Source organism: Micromonospora sp. CNZ295, from assembly GCF_004217535.1.
The window spans coordinates 2,376,102-2,392,341 of the sequence record NZ_SHKZ01000001.1 but is presented as its reverse complement, the minus strand read 5'-3'; the positions used below and the strand labels follow the sequence as shown (position 1 = coordinate 2,392,341).

The 16,240-nt window shown below is 73.8% G+C and carries 17 protein-coding genes; 5 read left to right on the top strand and 12 right to left on the bottom strand.

What is annotated here, in order from left to right; all coding sequences use genetic code 11:
• Positions 1-137 precede the first annotated feature (137 nt).
• Entirely contained in the window at positions 138-2,273 is a 2,136-nt protein-coding gene (ligA, locus tag EV376_RS11415) for an NAD-dependent DNA ligase LigA (protein WP_130322485.1), read from the bottom strand.
• Between the two features lie 333 nt (positions 2,274-2,606).
• On the opposite strand from ligA, the gene EV376_RS11410 reads away from it, so the two are divergent.
• Complete coding sequence (locus tag EV376_RS11410) at positions 2,607-3,212, top strand: type II toxin-antitoxin system PemK/MazF family toxin (RefSeq protein WP_130322483.1); 606 nt, start codon at positions 2,607-2,609, stop codon at positions 3,210-3,212.
• Positions 3,213-3,274: 62 nt separating this feature from the next.
• Here the strand turns inward: EV376_RS11410 and EV376_RS11405 are convergent, their stop codons facing one another.
• The 9 genes from EV376_RS11405 to EV376_RS11365 all read right to left on the bottom strand — a co-directional run bounded on the left by EV376_RS11405 (position 3,275) and on the right by EV376_RS11365 (position 11,841).
• A complete protein-coding gene (locus EV376_RS11405; RefSeq protein ID WP_130322481.1) occupies positions 3,275-4,300 on the bottom strand; it encodes an ADP-ribosylglycohydrolase family protein in 1,026 nt (341 codons plus the stop codon).
• Positions 4,301-4,344: 44 nt separating this feature from the next.
• Positions 4,345-4,710, bottom strand: a complete 366-nt coding sequence (locus EV376_RS11400) for a VOC family protein (protein ID WP_130322479.1) — start codon at positions 4,708-4,710, stop codon at positions 4,345-4,347.
• 35 nt (positions 4,711-4,745) lie between these two features.
• Positions 4,746-5,750 (bottom strand): methionine synthase, encoded by a 1,005-nt coding sequence (locus tag EV376_RS11395; protein WP_130322477.1) that lies wholly within the window; start codon positions 5,748-5,750, stop codon positions 4,746-4,748.
• 46 nt (positions 5,751-5,796) lie between these two features.
• Positions 5,797-6,870 carry a tRNA 2-thiouridine(34) synthase MnmA gene (mnmA, locus tag EV376_RS11390; protein ID WP_130322475.1) on the bottom strand — a complete coding sequence of 358 codons (1,074 nt, stop codon included), beginning with the start codon at positions 6,868-6,870 and terminating at the stop codon, positions 5,797-5,799.
• Positions 6,871-7,050: 180 nt separating this feature from the next.
• Entirely contained in the window at positions 7,051-8,226 is a 1,176-nt protein-coding gene (locus tag EV376_RS11385; RefSeq protein WP_130322473.1) for a cysteine desulfurase family protein, read from the bottom strand.
• A gap of 475 nt (positions 8,227-8,701) precedes the next feature.
• A complete protein-coding gene (locus EV376_RS11380) occupies positions 8,702-9,661 on the bottom strand; it encodes an electron transfer flavoprotein subunit alpha/FixB family protein (RefSeq protein WP_130322471.1) in 960 nt (319 codons plus the stop codon).
• A gap of 12 nt (positions 9,662-9,673) precedes the next feature.
• Positions 9,674-10,453 carry an electron transfer flavoprotein subunit beta/FixA family protein gene (locus EV376_RS11375; protein ID WP_130322469.1) on the bottom strand — a complete coding sequence of 260 codons (780 nt, stop codon included), beginning with the start codon at positions 10,451-10,453 and terminating at the stop codon, positions 9,674-9,676.
• A 180-nt stretch (positions 10,454-10,633) separates the two neighbouring features.
• The gene (locus EV376_RS11370; protein ID WP_486482595.1) at positions 10,634-11,041 is read right to left on the bottom strand and encodes a hypothetical protein; all 408 of its coding nucleotides are present in this window, start codon (positions 11,039-11,041) and stop codon (positions 10,634-10,636) included.
• Positions 11,042-11,043: 2 nt separating this feature from the next.
• Positions 11,044-11,841 (bottom strand): GNAT family N-acetyltransferase, encoded by a 798-nt coding sequence (locus tag EV376_RS11365; RefSeq protein WP_130322465.1) that lies wholly within the window; start codon positions 11,839-11,841, stop codon positions 11,044-11,046.
• A gap of 41 nt (positions 11,842-11,882) precedes the next feature.
• On the opposite strand from EV376_RS11365, the gene EV376_RS11360 reads away from it, so the two are divergent.
• From EV376_RS11360 to EV376_RS11350, 3 genes are read left to right on the top strand one after another with little or no spacing between them, the layout of a single operon-like run.
• Positions 11,883-12,278, top strand: a complete 396-nt coding sequence (locus tag EV376_RS11360) for a DUF202 domain-containing protein (RefSeq protein WP_130322463.1) — start codon at positions 11,883-11,885, stop codon at positions 12,276-12,278.
• Entirely contained in the window at positions 12,271-12,600 is a 330-nt protein-coding gene (locus EV376_RS11355) for a DUF202 domain-containing protein (RefSeq protein WP_130322461.1), read from the top strand. The genes EV376_RS11360 and EV376_RS11355 overlap by 8 nt, the downstream gene beginning before the upstream one ends.
• A 27-nt stretch (positions 12,601-12,627) precedes the next feature.
• Positions 12,628-13,044 carry a PLD nuclease N-terminal domain-containing protein gene (locus EV376_RS11350; RefSeq protein ID WP_130322459.1) on the top strand — a complete coding sequence of 139 codons (417 nt, stop codon included), beginning with the start codon at positions 12,628-12,630 and terminating at the stop codon, positions 13,042-13,044.
• Positions 13,045-13,086: 42 nt separating this feature from the next.
• Here EV376_RS11350 and EV376_RS11345 read toward each other — a convergent pair whose 3' ends face one another.
• Entirely contained in the window at positions 13,087-14,709 is a 1,623-nt protein-coding gene (locus EV376_RS11345; RefSeq protein WP_130322457.1) for an acetolactate synthase, read from the bottom strand.
• A gap of 72 nt (positions 14,710-14,781) precedes the next feature.
• Positions 14,782-15,555: an enoyl-CoA hydratase-related protein gene (locus EV376_RS11340; RefSeq protein ID WP_130322455.1), complete on the bottom strand. Its 774-nt coding sequence runs from the start codon at positions 15,553-15,555 to the stop codon at positions 14,782-14,784.
• A gap of 99 nt (positions 15,556-15,654) precedes the next feature.
• Here EV376_RS11340 and EV376_RS11335 point away from each other — a divergent pair, with 99 nt between their 5' ends.
• On the top strand, positions 15,655-16,203 hold the full coding sequence (locus EV376_RS11335) for a DUF6232 family protein (protein WP_486482594.1): 549 nt from the start codon (positions 15,655-15,657) through the stop codon (positions 16,201-16,203).
• The last annotated feature ends 37 nt before the right edge of the window (positions 16,204-16,240 follow it).

Sequence of the window (16,240 nt, the reverse complement as noted above, 5' to 3'; positions counted from 1 at the left end):
ACCTCCGGCGGTCACGAACGGCGTACCCGTCCGTACGCCGTGCCCCAATGAAACGCCCGGGTGCCGGATTCCCCAGTACGACAGTCACGAATCGGTCGTAGTCGTAACTAAGTTGGTATACGCGCCCAAGATCCCCGTCAACCCTCGACCCGGGCGACCTCGCGGGCCGCCTCCGGGCCGGAGTCGAGCAGCACCCGGAAGCCGTCCTCGTCCAGCATCGGCACCTTGAGGGTCGCCGCCTTCTCCGCCTTGGACCCCGGGTTGTCGCCGACCACCACGAAGGCCGTCTTCTTGGAGACCGAGCCGCTGACCTTGCCGCCGCGCGACTGGATCGCCTCGGCCGCCTGGTCCCGCGAGTAGCCGGCGAGCGTGCCGGTCACCACGACGGTCACCCCCTCCAGCGGTCGCGGCCCCTCGTCGACCGCCTCCTCGGCCATCCGTACGCCCGCCTCGGCCCACTTGCGGACCACCTCGCGGTGCCAGTCGACGGCGAACCACTCACGGATGCTCTGGGCGATGGTCGGGCCGACCCCCTCGACGGACGACAGCTCCTCCTCGCTGGCCTTGTCGATCGCCTCGATCGACCGGAAGTGCCGGGCGAGGGCCTGTGCGGCGGTCGGGCCGACGTGCCGGATGGAGAGGGCCACGAGCACCCGCCACAGGTCCCGCTTCTTGGCCTCGGCGAGGCTGTCCAGCAGCTTCACCGCGTTGCTGCCGAGGCTGCCGTCCTTGTTGACGAAGAACGGCGACTGCGCCAACTGCTCGGGGCCGAGGGCGAACAGATCCCCCTCGTTCGTGATGACCTGGGCGTCGAGCAGCGCCGCGGCCGCCTTCTCGCCGAGCACCTCGATGTCGAGCACCTTGCGGCTCGCCAGGTACGACACCCGTTCGCGGATCTGCCCGGGACAGGCCCGCGAGTTGGGGCAGCGGATGTCGACGTCGCCCTCCTTCGCCGGCGCGAGCGGGGTGCCGCAGGACGGGCAGGTGGTGGGCATGACGAACGGCCGCGCATCCGGCGGACGCAGCTCGACCACCGGGCCGAGCACCTCCGGGATGACGTCACCGGCCTTGCGGAGCACGACCGTGTCACCGATCAGCACACCTTTGCGCTCGATCTCGCGGGCGTTGTGCAGGGTGGCGAGCGCCACCGTCGACCCGGCCACCCGGACCGGCTCGAGGACGGCGAACGGGGTGACCCGCCCGGTGCGACCGACGTTGACGTCGATGTCGAGCAGCTTGGTGTTGACCTCCTCCGGCGGGTACTTGAAGGCGATCGCCCACCGGGGCGCGCGGCTGGTCGAACCGAGGCGGCCCTGGATCGAGACGGGATCGACCTTCACCACCACACCGTCGATCTCGTGCTCGACGTCGTGCCGGTGCGTCGCGTAGTACGCGATGTACTCCGCGACGCCGGCCAGGTCCGGCACGACCCGCCACCGGTCGCTGGTCGGCAGGCCCCACGCCGTCAGCGCCGCGTACGACTCGGACTGGGCGCTCGGCTGCCAACCCCGGCGGGCGCCGATGCCGTGCACGACCAGCCGGAGCGGACGCGACGCGGTGACCCGCGGATCCTTCTGCCGGAGGCTGCCGGCGGCCGCGTTGCGCGGGTTGGCGAACGGCGCCTTGCCCTGCTCGACCAGCCCGGCGTTGAGGTCCGCGAAGGCGGCGACCGGGAAGTAGACCTCGCCGCGCACCTCGAGGAACTCGGGGATCGTCGGGAACTCGGCCGACGGCGTCAGCTCCCCCGGCACGTCGCGGATGCTGCGGACGTTGGCCGTGACGTCCTCGCCGGTGCGGCCGTCACCCCGGGTGGCCGCCCGAACCAGGCGCCCCTTCTCGTAGGTCAGGTTGATCGCGAGCCCGTCCACCTTCAGCTCGCACAGGTAGGGAACCGGACCGCCCGCGTCCCGCTCGACCCGCTCGGCCCAGGCGGCCAGCTCCTCGTCGGCGAAGGCGTTGTCGAGCGACATCATCCGCTCGGCGTGCGCGACCGGGGTGAACTCGGTGGAGAACGTGCCGCCCACCCGTTGGGTCGGCGAGTCGGGCGTGCGCAGCGCCGGATATTCCGCCTCCAGGGCCTCCAGCTCGCGGAGCTGCCGGTCGAACTCCGCGTCGGAGATGGTCGGTGCGTCGAGCACGTAGTAGCGGTACTGGTGCTCGGTCAGCTCGCGGCTCAGCGTCGCGTGCCGTTCCCGCGCCTCCGGGGTCGGCTCGGCGCCGGCCGCCGCCTCCTGCGCCGGAGTGACCTGCTGGCCGATGACATCCTCGGACACGCCGTGACCTCCCGTTGCTCCGCTACCCGGAACGGTAACGGCAGGGTGGGACATCCCGCCGCCCACCCGCCGCGCGGGCTGAGCCGATCCCGGAGGCATCCCGGCGCGCGGGCTGAGCCGTTCCGCCGGGACATCCGCGCGCGGGGGTTGAGCTTCCCGGGGACGTCCGGCCGCTGCGCCCGCCGCCGGCTGGGCGACCGGCTCCAGCCGTGCGAGGATCGCCGCACGGACGGCGCCGGGAGCCGGACGTCCGGGGTCGCCGGGTAGGCCGGGCGCGCGCCACGGGCCAGCGCGGCGTCCGCGCCCCGCCGACCGCGACCGAGAGGGGTACGCGTGCCCGACTGGCTGCTCTGGGCTGCGGCGATCGTGCTGGCCGTGGCAGCCGGCTGGGGCTGGAACGAGGGGCGGCACCGCGCTTCCGGCGGCCGATCCGGCCGACCGGGCGGCGACCGACCCGGAGCCCGTGCCGGCACCCGCGAGCGGCCGGGTGCCGGGGGCACCCGTGACGGGCGCGGCCCCGGGGGCACCCGCGAGGGGCGTGGCGGCGGGCGCGGCGGCGGTTCCCGTACCCGCCCCGGCCGGGCCGGCCGGCCCCGCGCCGCCACGGCGCCCCGACCTCGTCCGGCCGGCGAGGCGGCCGCCCCGCGGCCCGGGGAGATCTGGTGGGCCGACGTGCCCTACGCCGACGGCACCGGCTCGAAGGTCCGGCCCTGCCTGGTGCTGCACGCCGACGCGCGGGGCGCCGACGTCCTGAAGATCACCAGCCAGGACAAGAGCGGCCGGGACGACCACATCCGCATCCCGACCCGCGACTGGGACCCGGGCGCCGACCACGACAGCTTCCTGAACCTCGCCGAGCCGGCCCGGATCCCGCTCGCCGCCTTCGCCAACCACGCCGGCACCTGCGACCCGACCCTCTGGCGGCACCTCCGGCACTGACCCGGGACCCGCCCGCGCCGCTCAGGAAGTCCGCGGATGGGCCCCGGCCCCGGAACTCCCGATCAGCGAAGGCCGGGGCCGGAGGTGCCGGTCAGGACGGTGCTCAGGGTCGCCAGTTGGTCGGCGTACTCGATGCGGGTGGCCCAGTCGGCGGGCCAGCCGGGCATGCCGAGGGCCGCGCCGACGAAGGCGCCCGCCAGCGCGGCGATCGAGTCGGAGTCGCCGGCGGTGGTGGCGCCCCGGGCCAGGACGGTGACCGGGTCGTCGGCGTGCCGGACGGCGCAGTACAGGGCCGTGGCGAGCGCCTCCTCGGCGATCCACCCCTCGCCGGTGAGCCGGCAGGGGTCGCCGCCGTCGTCCGGCGCGGTCAGTGCCCCGCGCAGGCGGTCGAGGATCGCGGCGCACTCGTCCCAGCCGGCCGCGATGAAGGCCGCCGGACCGGCCGCGCCGGCCACCCGCCACAGGTCGCCGAGCCACTCCTCCCGGTAGACCGCACGCTGCTCCCGGGCCCGCTCGGCGAGCGCCCCGGGCACGTCGGCCAGCGCGACGCCGTCGCGCAGCAGCCGCACCGCGTACGCGGTCAGCTCGCTGGCCGCCAGGCCCGTCGGGTGGCCGTGGGTCAGCCCCGCCTGGAGCTGCGCCAGCCCGGCGAGCGTGTCGAGGTCGGTGTCGAGCAGGCCGACCGGGGTGACCCGCATGTTGGCCCCGCAGCCCTTCGAGCCGGCCACCGTCGCCTCCTGCCAACGGAGTCCACGGGCCAGCTCGCCGCAGGCCCGGAGGCAGGTCACGCCCGGAGCCCGGTTGTTGTCCGGACTGACCGACCAGTCGACGAAGCGCCGCCGCAGCACCGGCTCCACCGCCTCCGGGGTGAGCTTCGGTGCCTCGTGCAACGCCCAACCGACCGCCAGGGCCAACTGCGTGTCGTCGGTGACCAGGGCCCGTTCGCCGGTCAACTCGCGCGGGCCGGCCGGCCCGTACCGCCGGACGATCTCGGTCACGGTCAGGAACTCGGTCGCCTTGCCGAGCGCGTCACCGTAGGCGAGGCCGAAGAGCGAACCCGCGGCCCGCCGGAGCGAAGGGTCGGTCATCCCGCGATCATGCCGCCCGTCGGCAACCCGGCTCCGTCCCGCGCTCAATCCGCGTCGAAGACCAGGCAGAACGGGTGACCGGCGGGATCCGCGTAGACCCGGAAGTCGCCGCCCGCGCCCGGCAGTCGCCGGGCCCCGAGCGCGAGCACCTGCTTCTCGGCCGTCGCCACGTCGTCCACCTGCACGTCCAGGTGGAACTGCTGGGGGACGTCCGGCTCCGGCCAGGTCGGGGGGCGCAGGGTGGGCGCCTTCTGGAAGGCGAGGCGGTGCCCGCCACCGGAGATCACCACCCAACCGTCATCGGCGCTGCCCTGCTCGTCGAGCGGCAGGCCGAGCAGCTCCGAGTAGAACGACGCCAGCGCCCGCGGGTCGGGGCAGTCGATCACCACTGAATTCAGCTGTCCAATCATGCCGTCATGCTGCCCCGTCGATACGACCGGAAACCTCACTCCTCCGCGAGCCGACGCCCGGCGTCGCGGCAGGCGGCCAGCACCGCCCGGACGTACTGCGGGGTGGCGGTCGCCAGTCCGCAGGCCGGGGTGACCACCACCTGCTCGGCGAGCCGGCGGCGGGGGAACCCGAGGCGGTCCCAGAGCTGGCGTACCCGGTCGGCGACCTGCGCGGAGGTGGGCGCGCGACCGGCCGACGGCGGCTGCGTGGGCGCGGCGCCGGCCAGCAGGCCCAGCCCGGCGTCGATCGCCTCGCCCAGCGGGTCCAGGTCGGTGACGAGCCCGAGGTCGAGGGCCACGCCGACCGCGCCGGCCTGCCGGATCAGGTCGAGCGGGACGTCCGGCGCGCAGCAGTGCACGACGACCGGCGCCCCGGCGGCCTCGACGACACCGCGCAGCAGGGCGGCGGCCACGCCGGGCTCCACCGCCCGGTACGTGCCGAAGCCGCTCTCGGTCGGCACCCGTCCGGCGAGCACCGCCGGCAGCGACGGTTCGTCCAGTTGCAGCAGCACCGACGCCTGCGGCAGGCGACGCGCGACGGCGGCGACGTGCCCGCGTACCCCTTCGGTGAGGGATCCGGCCAGGTCCCGCACCGCACCCGGGTCGCGGATCATCCGCCCGCCGATCGGCAGCTCCAGCGACGCGGCGAGCGTGAACGGCCCGCCCACCTGGATCTTGACCGGTCCGGCGTACGCCTCGGCCTGCTCGGCGAGCTGGTCCAGGTCCCGCTCCATCAGGTCGCGGGCACGCCGCAGGTCCCGTCCGGGGCGGGGCGCGACCCGCCAGCGGGCCGCGTACAGCTCGACGGGCAGTTCTGCGAGCAGGCCGGCGGTGCGGCCGATCAGCTCCGCGCCCGGACCGCGGGCGGGAAGCTCCGGCAGGTGCGGGAGGGCGGGCAGCTCACCGAGGACGATCCGCTGGGCCTCCGCGATGTCGGTGCCGGGCAGCGAGCCGATGCCGGTCGCCGCGCCGGCCGGCCACGGCCATGCGTGATCTGTCACGGCCGAAGACTATCCGGTGCCCGGGCCCGGGCCGCCCGGACCGCCGTCAGTGGGCGATGGTGGCGGAGCCGAGCACCACGTCGCCGGCCGGGTCGGGCCGGTACGCCACGATCGCCTGCCCGGCGGCCACCCCGCGGACCGGCCGGCGCAGCTCGGCGTGCAGGCCGTCCGCCGTCACCGCGACGGTCGCGGGCACCACGTCGCCGTGGGCGCGCAGCTGCACCTCGCACTCGACCGGCCCGTCCGGACGGGTGCCGCCGGTCCACACCGGGCGCTCGGCGTGGACCCGGGAGACCTCCAGGGCCTCGGCCGGACCGACGGTCACCGTGTTGGTCTTCGGCGTGATCGACAGGACGTAGCGGGGACGGCCGTCCGGTGCCGGCCGATCCAGGTGCAGGCCGCGCCGCTGGCCGACGGTGTACGCGTACGCACCCGTGTGGGTGCCCACGACGGTGCCGCTGGCGGCGTCGACCACGTCGCCCGGTGTCTCGCCGAGCCGCTGGGCGAGGAAGCCGCGGGTGTCGCCGTCGGCGATGAAGCAGATGTCGTGCGAGTCCGGCTTGTCGGCCACGGCCAGCCCGCGGCGCGCGGCCTCCTCGCGTACCTGCGCCTTGGTCGAGTCCCCGAGCGGGAACATCGACCGGTCCAGCTGCTCGCGGGTGAGCACGGCGAGCACGTACGACTGGTCCTTGGCGAGGTCGACGCTGCGCCGCAGCAGCCCGTCCGGGCCGAGCCGGGCGTGGTGGCCGGTGACCACGGCGTCGAACCCGAGCGCGACCGCCCGGTCCAGCACCGCGGCGAACTTGATCTTCTCGTTGCAGCGCAGGCACGGATTGGGGGTGCGCCCCGCCGCGTACTCGGCGACGAAGTCGTCCACCACGTCGGCGTGGAACCGCTCGGCCATGTCCCAGACGTAGAACGGGATGCCGATGACGTCGGCGGCCCGGCGGGCGTCCCGCGAGTCCTCCAGCGTGCAGCAGCCCCGGGCGCCGGTGCGGTACGTCTGCGGGTTGCGGGACAGCGCCAGGTGCACCCCGGTCACGTCATGCCCCGCCTCGACGGCCCGCGCCGCCGCGACAGCCGAGTCCACGCCCCCCGACATGGCCGCCAACACCCGCACTACGTCACACCCTTCCCCCACTGCCTACCACCCACTCACCCGAGCGTAACCACCGCCAACCCCACCCCCGACCTCCCCGCACCCCCACCCCCGCCGATCATGGAGTTGTGGCGGGAATGAATTATGCCTAGTCAGGGCAATTCGGGCACCGCAAGTCCATGATCGACGGCAGCGTGGGGCTCAGCGGGGGGTGCGGAGGCTGGCGGCTCGGCGCGCCCGGTCGACCGCCGCGGGCAGGGCGGCGATCAGGGCGTCGATCTCGTCCGGGGTGCTGGTGTGGCCCAGGGTGAAGCGCAGGGAGGAGCGGGCCCGGGCGTCGTCCGCGCCCATCGCGAGAAGCACGTGGCTCGGCTGGGCCACGCCGGCAGAGCAGGCCGAACCGGTCGAGCAGGCGATGCCCTGCGCGTCGAGCAGGAGCAGCAGCGCGTCGCCCTCGCAGCCGGGGAACGAGAAGTGGGCGTTGCCCGGCAGCCGTCCGGTCGGGTCGCCGTTGAACACCACCTCCGGTACGGCCTGCCGGACCCGCTCCACGAGGTCGTCGCGGAGGGCGGCCACGCGTGCGGCGTACTCCTGCTGGCGCTTGACCGCGGTCTCCACCGCGACCGCGAAGGCGACGATGCCGGCGGTGTCCAACGTGCCCGAGCGGACGTCCCGCTCCTGGCCGCCGCCGTGCAGCAGCGGCGTGGCGGCGACGTCCCGGGCGAGCACCAGCGCGCCCACCCCCGCCGGGCCGCCGAGCTTGTGCCCGGTCACGGTGAGCGCGGATACGCCGCTGGCGGCGAAGTCGACCGGCACCTGGCCGACCGCCTGGATCGCGTCGGTGTGGAACGGCACGCCGTACTCGGCGGCGACCGCCGCCAGCTCGGCGACCGGCTGCACCGTGCCCACCTCGTTGTTGGCCCACATCGTGGTGACCACGGCCACCTCGTCGCCGTGGGCGTCGAGCTCGGCGCGGAGCCGGGCGGGGTCCACCCGACCGATCGCGTCGACCGGGAGCAGCCCCACCCGGGCGCCCTCGTGCGCGACCAACCAGTCTACGGCGTCGAGCACCGCGTGGTGCTCGACCGCGCTGGAGACGACCCGCGTCCGCCGGAGGTCGGCGTCGCGCCGGGCCCAGAAGACGCCCTTCACCGCGAGGTTGTCGCTCTCGGTCCCGCCGCCGGTGAAGATCACCTCGGACGGCCGGGCACCCAGTGCGGCGGCCACCCGCTCCCGCGACTCCTCCACCCGGCGGCGGGCACGGCGACCCGCCGCATGCAGGGAGGACGCGTTGCCGACCTCGCGGGCGACGGCGACGTACGCGTCCAGTGCCTCGTCGAGCATCGGAGTCGTCGCCGCGTGATCCAGGTATGCCATCACGGTTCAGCCTACGACCGCTCGACGGCCCGCCGGACGCCGGAGTGCGGTGGGCCGGATTCCCGAACCCCGCCCGCCGCAGCCCGTGCGGGGCCGCCGGGATGAGCGCGGGCGCCGGATGAGCGAGGAACGGGCCGAATCTCCCGGACACACCGGGGTACTACCAGGTGTGGGGCACCGAACGGAAATGACCGGCCGGCCCGTTGCCACCGGACGTGGACCTTGGGGCATACTCGGTTGTCGACGTCTCCGCCAAGGCGTCAACCGCGACACGCCCACCCCGGCGACGTCCTGCCGAGGGGGCACCCAGACGGGCTGATCGGCGGGCCGGCTCAGCTCCCCGGCCCGCCGATCAGCTCCCCTTTCCCCCGCACGGGAGGGGGCCGCGACACACGACGAGGGGCCACCCGGGAACGGGTGGCCCCTCGTCGTACGTGCGGGTGGGGCGCCGCTCGAAGGCGACGCCCCGGTGCCGTCACTTGCGCTTGCGGATTTCCTCGGCGGCTTGGGGTACGACCTTGAACAGGTCGCCGACGACGCCGTAGTCGGCGAGTTCGAAGATGGGTGCTTCGGCGTCCTTGTTGACCGCGACGATGGTCTTGGAGGTTTGCATGCCGGCGCGGTGCTGGATCGCGCCGGAGATGCCCAGTGCGATGTACAGCTGCGGGGAGACGGTCTTGCCGGTCTGCCCGACCTGGAACTGGTGCGGGTAGAACCCGGAGTCGACCGCGGCGCGGGACGCGCCGACCGCGCCGCCGAGCAGGTCGGCCAGTTCCTCGACGAGCTTGAAGTTGTCGGCGTTACCGACCCCACGGCCACCGGAGACCACCACGGAGGCCTCGGTCAGCTCGGGGCGGGAGCCCTTCTGCTCGGCGACCCGCTGCACCACCCTGGCCAGCTTGTCCGTGTCACCCACCGACACGGTCAGCTGCTCGACGCTCGGGTCGGTCGCGGTCGGGGTCGGGGTGAGCGAGTTCGGCCGCACCGTCACCAGCGGCAGCCCCCGGGTGACCTTCGACTTCACGATCGTCGAACCGGCGAACGCCACCTGCGTCGCCGTCCCGTCAGCGTCCAGGGCGACCACGTCGGTCAGGATGCCGTTGTCCAGCTTCACCGCCAGCCGGGCAGCGATCTCCTTGCCCTCCTGCGACGAGGCCAGCAGCACCGCCGCCGGCTGCACCCGCCCGATCAGCTCAGCCAGCACGGTCGCCTTCGGGGCCACCAGGTAGCCGTCGATCTCCTCGCTCTCCGCGGCGTAGATCTTGGCCGCGCCGTACTCGCCCAGCTTCGCGCTCAGCGCCTGCGCGGCGCCGGGCCCACCGAGCACGACCGCGCTCGGCGTGCCCAGCGCGCGGGCGAGGGTGAGCATCTCCAGGGTGACCTTCTTGACGCCGAATTCCCGGGTGGCTTCGACGACGACGAGAACCTCAGACATGATGACCTGCCCTCACACGAACTTCTCGGTAGCCAGGAACTCGACCAACTGCACGCCGCCCTCGCCCTCGTCGGTGACCTTCGTCCCACCGGAGCGCGGCGGGCGCTTGCTGTGCTCCAGCACAGCGCTGGTCGCGCCGTCGAAGCCCACCTCGGCCGCGGCGACACCCAGATCAGCCAGCGACAACGTCTGCACCGGCTTCTTCTTCGCCGCCATGATCCCCTTGAACGAGGGATAGCGCGGCTCGTTGATCGTGTCCCACACGGAGACGACGGCCGGGGTCGAGGCGGACACCACCTCATACCCCTCCTCGGTCTGCCGCTCCACCGTCAGGGTCGACCCATCCACGGTGAGCTTGCGCGCACCGGTCAACGCGGCCACCCCCAACCGCTCGGCGATCATGTGCGGCATCACCTGCACCCGGCCATCGGTCGACTCGGCGCCACACAACACCAGATCCGCGTTGAGCTGACCCAGCGCGGCCGCCAGCACCTTCGACGTCGCCACCGCACACGAACCGTGCAGAGCGTCATCCACGACGTGCACCGCCTTGTCCGGACCCATCGACAGCGCCTTACGGATCGACTCGGTCGCCCGGTCCGGACCCATCGTCAAGACCGTGACCTCACCCCCAAGCGCCTCCCTGATCTTCAACGCCTCCTCGATGGCATACTCATCCATCTCATTGATCACATTGCTCGCCGAACCGCGGTCGACAGTGCTGTCGTCACTACGCAGGCTGCGGTCCGCGCCCGAATCAGGCACCTGCTTGACGAGTACGACGATGTTCATCGCGCTTCGACGACCCTCCTGTGGTTGTTGCGTTTCGCTCGCCCAATCTGGGGCGCAGCCTCCCGCGTGACTTAACGCTCGGTCAACCGCGGGCCGCTGTGCAGTTGCCCACGGCGCAATGTTACCCGCAAGTAGCTTCGGCTCCCGTGGAGCCTACCGTGACACAGCTCACCGGGTCGCTCAGGCCGGCTCGGCAAGCGCGCCCCGAATTCGCTCGATCATGGCCGCCTCCTCGGCGGTGACGCCGCGGTGCGCCCGGGCCACCCGGTCGGCCGCGGCCAGGACCACCTCGCGGTACGTCCCCACGTCCTGTGGCGACTTCTCCCGCAGGATCGCCATCGACCGGGTGAGCGCCGGAAGCACCACCGACTCGATCTCCAGCTCCGAGTCGCGCGGCAGCTTCGGCAGGGGACCACTGGTCAGCGCCTCCTTCACCACGCCGCTGGTGTCGGCCATCGCCCCGGAGGCGGCGAAGCTCTCCCGGATCAGCGCCAGCATTCCCGGGTCGGCGTTGGACACCAGGAAGACCGCGCCGAAGGCACCCGTCTTGAGAGTCAGCCGCTCCTCGGCCGTCAACCGCTGCTCCATGATCACGGAGTGTAGACGTACGGCGTGGTGGTGGTGACGGCGACGAAGCCGAGCCGCTGCAGGATCGGGCGGCTGTTCTCGGACGCGTCCACCTGCAGCAGCGTCGCGCCGCGCTGGGCGGCGAGCCGGGCGCGGTAGGTCACCAGGGCGCGGTAGATTCCCCGGCGCCGCCATCGGGGGAGGGTCGAGCCGCCCCACAGGGTGGCGAACCCGGACCCGGGCAGGTAGCGCACCCAGCCGGCGCAGACCACCTCGGCACCGGCCTCGGCCACGACCACCGTGATCGACTGCGGGTCGGCCGCGATCTCCTTCTCCAGCCCCGGCGCGAGGTGGCCGCGGTCGGTGCCCCACACCGCCTCCTCCATCGCCACGATCCGGTCCAGGTCCGCGCGGGCGGTCACCTCGCGCAGCCGTACGCCGTCGGGGACGACCGGGAGCGTCGCCGCCAGCGGCGCGACCGGCCCGATCACGATGGTCTCCGGCTCCTGCGGCACGAACCCGGCGGCGCGTAGCCGGTCCGGCAGGTCCGCCGGTTCGTCGTGGCCGTGCAGCTTCCACTCGACCGGCTCGCCCCGGTCCCGGAAGATCGTCACCTGCCGGGTGATCAGCTCGTCGAGCGCCTCGCCGGCCAGGCCGCCCAGGTCGCGGTAGGTGAGGAAGCCACCCTCGTCGAAGCCGGCGAACCGCAGCAGGGGACCGTCCCGCTCGACCGACACGCCGGCCGGCAGCGGATCGGGAACGTGGGCGCGCAGGTGCCGGTCGTAGGAATCCCGGAGCGTCGTGGCGTCGAGGTCCATCATCAATCCAGGCTACGGCCGGATGAAAGCGGATAATCGGCCGAGTGTGGCAGGCGATCAAACAGTGGTTCGACCCGCAGGATCTGCGGTCCGTGGGCCGGACCCCGGACTACCGCTTCTCGCTGGCCAACGAGCGCACCTTCCTGGCCTGGCTGCGCACCAGCCTGGCGCTGGTCGCCGGCGGGCTGGCCGCCGCGCAGTTCCTGCCGCCGCTGGCACTGACCCACCTGCGCGAGGCGATCTCGGTCGCGCTGCTCCTGCTCGGCGGCGCCGTCGCGGTCCGGGCGATCGACCGCTGGGCCCGCACCGAACGGGCGATCCGGCTCGGCGAGGAACTGCCGCCGTCCCGGTTCCCGGCCGTCCTGGCCCTCGCCGTCGGCCTCGGGGCGCTGCTGCTGGTCGCCGTGGTGCTGGATCCCACGGTCGGCATCGGTGACTGACCCGACGGGCGCGGGCCACGACGGCCGGCGCGACCCCGGCCTGCAACCCGAGCGCACCCGGCTCGCCTGGCGGCGCACCGCGCTGGCGATGACCGTGATCATGGCGCTGACGGTGCGGCTCGCGTACGCCCGGGGCCTGACCGGCGTGGTGGTCGTCGGGGCGGCGGCGCTGCTCTGGGTGGCGACGCTGCGGCTCTGCTGGCGGCGCTCGACCGGGGCCGGTCCCGCCGCCGCCTACGGCCGGGCGCTTCCGCTTGCGGCGCTGGCCACGGCCGGGTACGCGGCGCTCGGTGCCCTGCTGGTCATCGGTGGGGTGTGGTAGCCGCTACGGGTGAGCCATCATGGAGTCATGGCCCGGCTGTATATCCTCCTCTTTCTCGCGCAGGTCGTCCTCGCCGTCTGCGCGCTGATCAGTTGCCTCTCCGCCGAGGAGGGCGACATCCGCGCCCTGCCCCGGATCGCCTGGGTGTTGATCATCCTGTTCTTCCCGCTGGTCGGCTCGATCGCCTGGTTCATCGCCGGCCGCGAGTCCGGCGCCGGTCGCGGGCGGCCGGCATGGCCGGCGGGCAACGCCTTCACCGAGCGCCGGCGCCGCCCGGTGGCTCCGGACGACGACCCCGAGTTCCTCCGCTCGATCGAGGAGCGCTCCCGCCAGCAGGACCAGGAGCTGTTCCGCCGCTGGGAGGAGGATCTGCGCCGGCGCGAGGACGACCTCCGCCGCCGCGACGGCGAGCCGCCGCGCGGGGAGAAGAGCCCCGAGGTCTGACCGGCCGCCGGCGCGGTGCCGCCGGCGGCCGGGCCGTCCCGGTCAGGCCAGGTTCGACGAGCGGGGGTACGCGTCGGTCGGGTCGGTGAGCACGTTCACCAGGTACGGCACGCCCGCGTCGAACGCCCGCTTCAACGCCGGCCCCAGGTCCGCGGCCTTCGCCACGGTCTCGCCGGCGCCGCCCAGCGCCGACACCACCGCGTCGTAGCGCAGCTCCGGCTGCAGGTCGGCGGCGACGTCGTAGCCGTACATGGCTCGCATCGGGTGCTTCTCCAGGCCCCAGATGCCGTTGTTGCCGACCACGATCACGACCGGGAGCTTCTGCCGGACCAGGGACTCGACGTCCATCAGCGAGAAGCCGGCCGCGCCGTCGCCCATCAGCACGCAGATCTGCCGGTCCGGGTGGGTGACCCGGGCACCCATGGCGTAGCCCATGCCGGTGCCGAGGCAGCCGTACGGGCCCGGGTCGAGCCAGGTGCCGGGCTGCGCCGGCTCCAGGTACCTGCCGGCGTACGAGACGAAGTCGCCGCCGTCGCCGATGGTGATGGCGTCGCGGCCCAGCACCTTGCGCAGCTCGCCGTACACCCGGGCGGGGCGGATCGGGTCGGTCTCGGCGGCCATCTCCTCGGCGTCGCGGGCCTTCGCGGCGTCCTCGGCGGTACGCAGACCGGCGATCCAGTCCGCGTGGTCGGCGCGGTCGCCGGAGTAGGCGGCGAAGGCGGACAGGATCAGCCGCAGGTCACCCGCCGGGGCGGCGGCCGGCTGGACGTGCCCGGCGCGCTGGCTCGGGGCGTCGACGACGTGGACGACCGCCGCGTCGCCGAAGTCACCGAAGTTGAGCCGGAAGTCGAGCGGGGTGCCGACGACCACCACCACGTCCGCGCTCTTGAGCGCGACCCGGCGGGCCTTGGCGAAGGCGAGCGGGTGCTCCGGCGGCAGGGCGCCGCGACCCATGCCGTTGGTGAAGACCGGCACCTGGAGCGCCTCGGCCGCCGCGCGCAGCGCGTCGACGGCGTCACCGGCGTACACGTCGGAGCCTGCGATGATCACCGGGCGCTGCGCCCCGGCGATCAGGGCGACGGCCTTCGCGACCTCCTCCGGGTCCGCCTCGATGGGGGCGACCGGGGCGACGGCGGGCAGGTCGGCGTCGGCCACCGAGAAGACCGCCTCGAGCGGGAAGTCCAGGAAGACCGGGCCGCGGTGCGGGGTGAGCGCCGTGGCCAGCGCGGCGCCCACCGCCCGCGGGATGTCGTCGGGGCTGAACACCGTCTCGGCGTGCTTGGTCACCGGGGCGACCAGCGGCAGGTGGTCCATCTCCTGGAGGCTGCCCGAGCCCCACCGGAACTGCGGGGCCCGCCCGCCGAGCACCAGCACCGGTGAGGCGTTGAAGTAGGCGCTGGTCAGGCCGGAGATGCCGTTGGTGACACCGGGGCCGGCGGTCAGGACGGCGAGACCGGGGCGGCGCTGGAGCTTCGCCACCGCCTCGGCGGCGAAGACCGCCGACTGCTCGTGCCGGACGTCGTAGATCGGGAAGTCGCTCTTGTGCGCGGCGTCGTACAGCGGGAAGACGTGTCCGCCGGAGAGCGTGAACATCTCCCGCACCCCGTACGCGCGCAGCGCCGCGAGTGCGAGCTCACCGCCGTGTCCTTCGATCCGCTCCGACATGCCGTTTCCCTTCGTCCGGATGACGGTGTCCCACGCTACTCAGCGGTAGCCGGAATGTGAACCGCCCTCAGGTCAGCGTCCGGTGAAGTCGGGCTTGCGCTTCTCCACGAAGGCGGCCATGCCCTCGCGCCGGTCCTCGGTGGCGAAGAGCGCGGCGAACAACTGGCTCTCCCAGGCGAGGCCGGAGTTGAGGTCCATGTCCAGGCCGCCGTCGATCGCGAGCTTCGCCGCGCGCAGCGCCTGCACCGGCCCGGTCAGGTACGGCTTGACCAGTTCCACCGCGGCGTCGTACACCTCGGCGGCCGGGACCACCCGGTCGGCCAGCCCGATCCGCAGCGCCTCCTGGGCGTCGACCATCCGGCCCGACATGACCAGGTCCTTGGCGCGGGCCGGGCCGACCAGGCGGGCCAGCCGCTGGGTGCCGCCCGCGCCCGGGATGATGCCCAGCTTGATCTCCGGCTGGCCGAGCTTGGCGTCCTCGGCGACCACCCGCCAGTCGCAGGCGAGGGCCAGCTCGCAGCCGCCGCCGAGCGCGTACCCCGTGATCGCGGCGACGACGGGCTTCGGGATCCGGGCGATCGAGCCCAGCGCGCTGGACAGGTCGGCGACGCGGGCGGCCATGTCCACGTAGGACATGTCGGCCATCTCCTTGATGTCCGCGCCGGCGGCGAAGACCTTCTCCCCGCCGTACACGATCACGGCACGGACCCCCGGGTCGGCGCTGGCTTCCGCCGCCGCGGCGCGCAACTCCTCCTGCACCTGGGTGTTCAGAGCATTCATCGGCGGCCGCTCCAGCCGGATGGTGCCGATGCCGTCCTTGGTCTCCAGCCGCACGAACTCGCCCACGCTGACCCTCACTTCCTCGTCGAAGTCGCGTGCCAACCTTACGGCGCGGGTCGTTGGGGTACGTAGTCTGGTGTCAGAGCCGCCACCGGGAGATCCGCGATGGTCACGTACTACGACGACAGGTCAGTCCAGGTCACCTCCGCCGCCGTCCGGGTGGACGGGCGGACCTTCCCCCTTGCCGAGATCAGCGCCGTGTGGCACCACCGGGGCAGCCGTTCCTGGCGGGTGCTCGCGGGCCGCGGCGCGATCGGCGCGGCCCTGGCCGGCCCGGTGATCGCCGCCGCGTTGGGCATCGCGCTCGCCCTCTGGCTGGACCGCTCCCCCACCGTGACGATCGCCATCATCGGCACCTCGGTGCTGGCCGGGCTCGCCGTCGGGCCGGTCGCCGACTTCCTCTTCGAGCACCTCGACCGCTCGTACGCCCGGGGCAGCCGGAACCTGGAGATGTGGGCCCGGTGGCGGGGCCGGCCCGTGCGGTTGCTGGCCACCGGGGACGCGCTGCGGTTCGGCCAGATCTACCGGGCCGTGCAGCGGGCCGTCGAAGCCGGCCAGCCGGTCGCCCGGAGCGCGGGGTCCACCCCGGGCCGGCGCCCCCTCCCGAGCGCGACGGGCTCGTCCGGCAACCGCCGAAGGCCCGCCGGCCCCTGACCGCGCCGCCGACCCTTGACTGCGCCGCCGGCCCCTG

Bases quoted from the DNA above. Each gene is read 5' to 3' on its own strand.
- EV376_RS11380 (WP_130322471.1), bottom strand. From the start codon at position 9,661: ATGTCTGAGGTTCTCGTCGTCGTCGAAGCCACCCGGGAATTCGGCGTC.
- EV376_RS11385 (WP_130322473.1), bottom strand. From the start codon at position 8,226: ATGGCATACCTGGATCACGCGGCGACGACTCCGATGCTCGACGAGGCA.
- EV376_RS11405 (WP_130322481.1), bottom strand. From the start codon at position 4,300: ATGACCGACCCTTCGCTCCGGCGGGCCGCGGGTTCGCTCTTCGGCCTC.
- EV376_RS11400 (WP_130322479.1), bottom strand. From the start codon at position 4,710: ATGATTGGACAGCTGAATTCAGTGGTGATCGACTGCCCCGACCCGCGG.
- EV376_RS11375 (WP_130322469.1), bottom strand. From the start codon at position 10,453: ATGAACATCGTCGTACTCGTCAAGCAGGTGCCTGATTCGGGCGCGGAC.
- EV376_RS11365 (WP_130322465.1), bottom strand. From the start codon at position 11,841: ATGATGGACCTCGACGCCACGACGCTCCGGGATTCCTACGACCGGCAC.
- EV376_RS11345 (WP_130322457.1), bottom strand. From the start codon at position 14,709: ATGTCGGAGCGGATCGAAGGACACGGCGGTGAGCTCGCACTCGCGGCG.
- EV376_RS11335 (WP_486482594.1), top strand. From the start codon at position 15,655: ATGGTCACGTACTACGACGACAGGTCAGTCCAGGTCACCTCCGCCGCC.
- EV376_RS11370 (WP_486482595.1), bottom strand. From the start codon at position 11,041: ATGGAGCAGCGGTTGACGGCCGAGGAGCGGCTGACTCTCAAGACGGGT.
- EV376_RS11350 (WP_130322459.1), top strand. From the start codon at position 12,628: ATGGCCCGGCTGTATATCCTCCTCTTTCTCGCGCAGGTCGTCCTCGCC.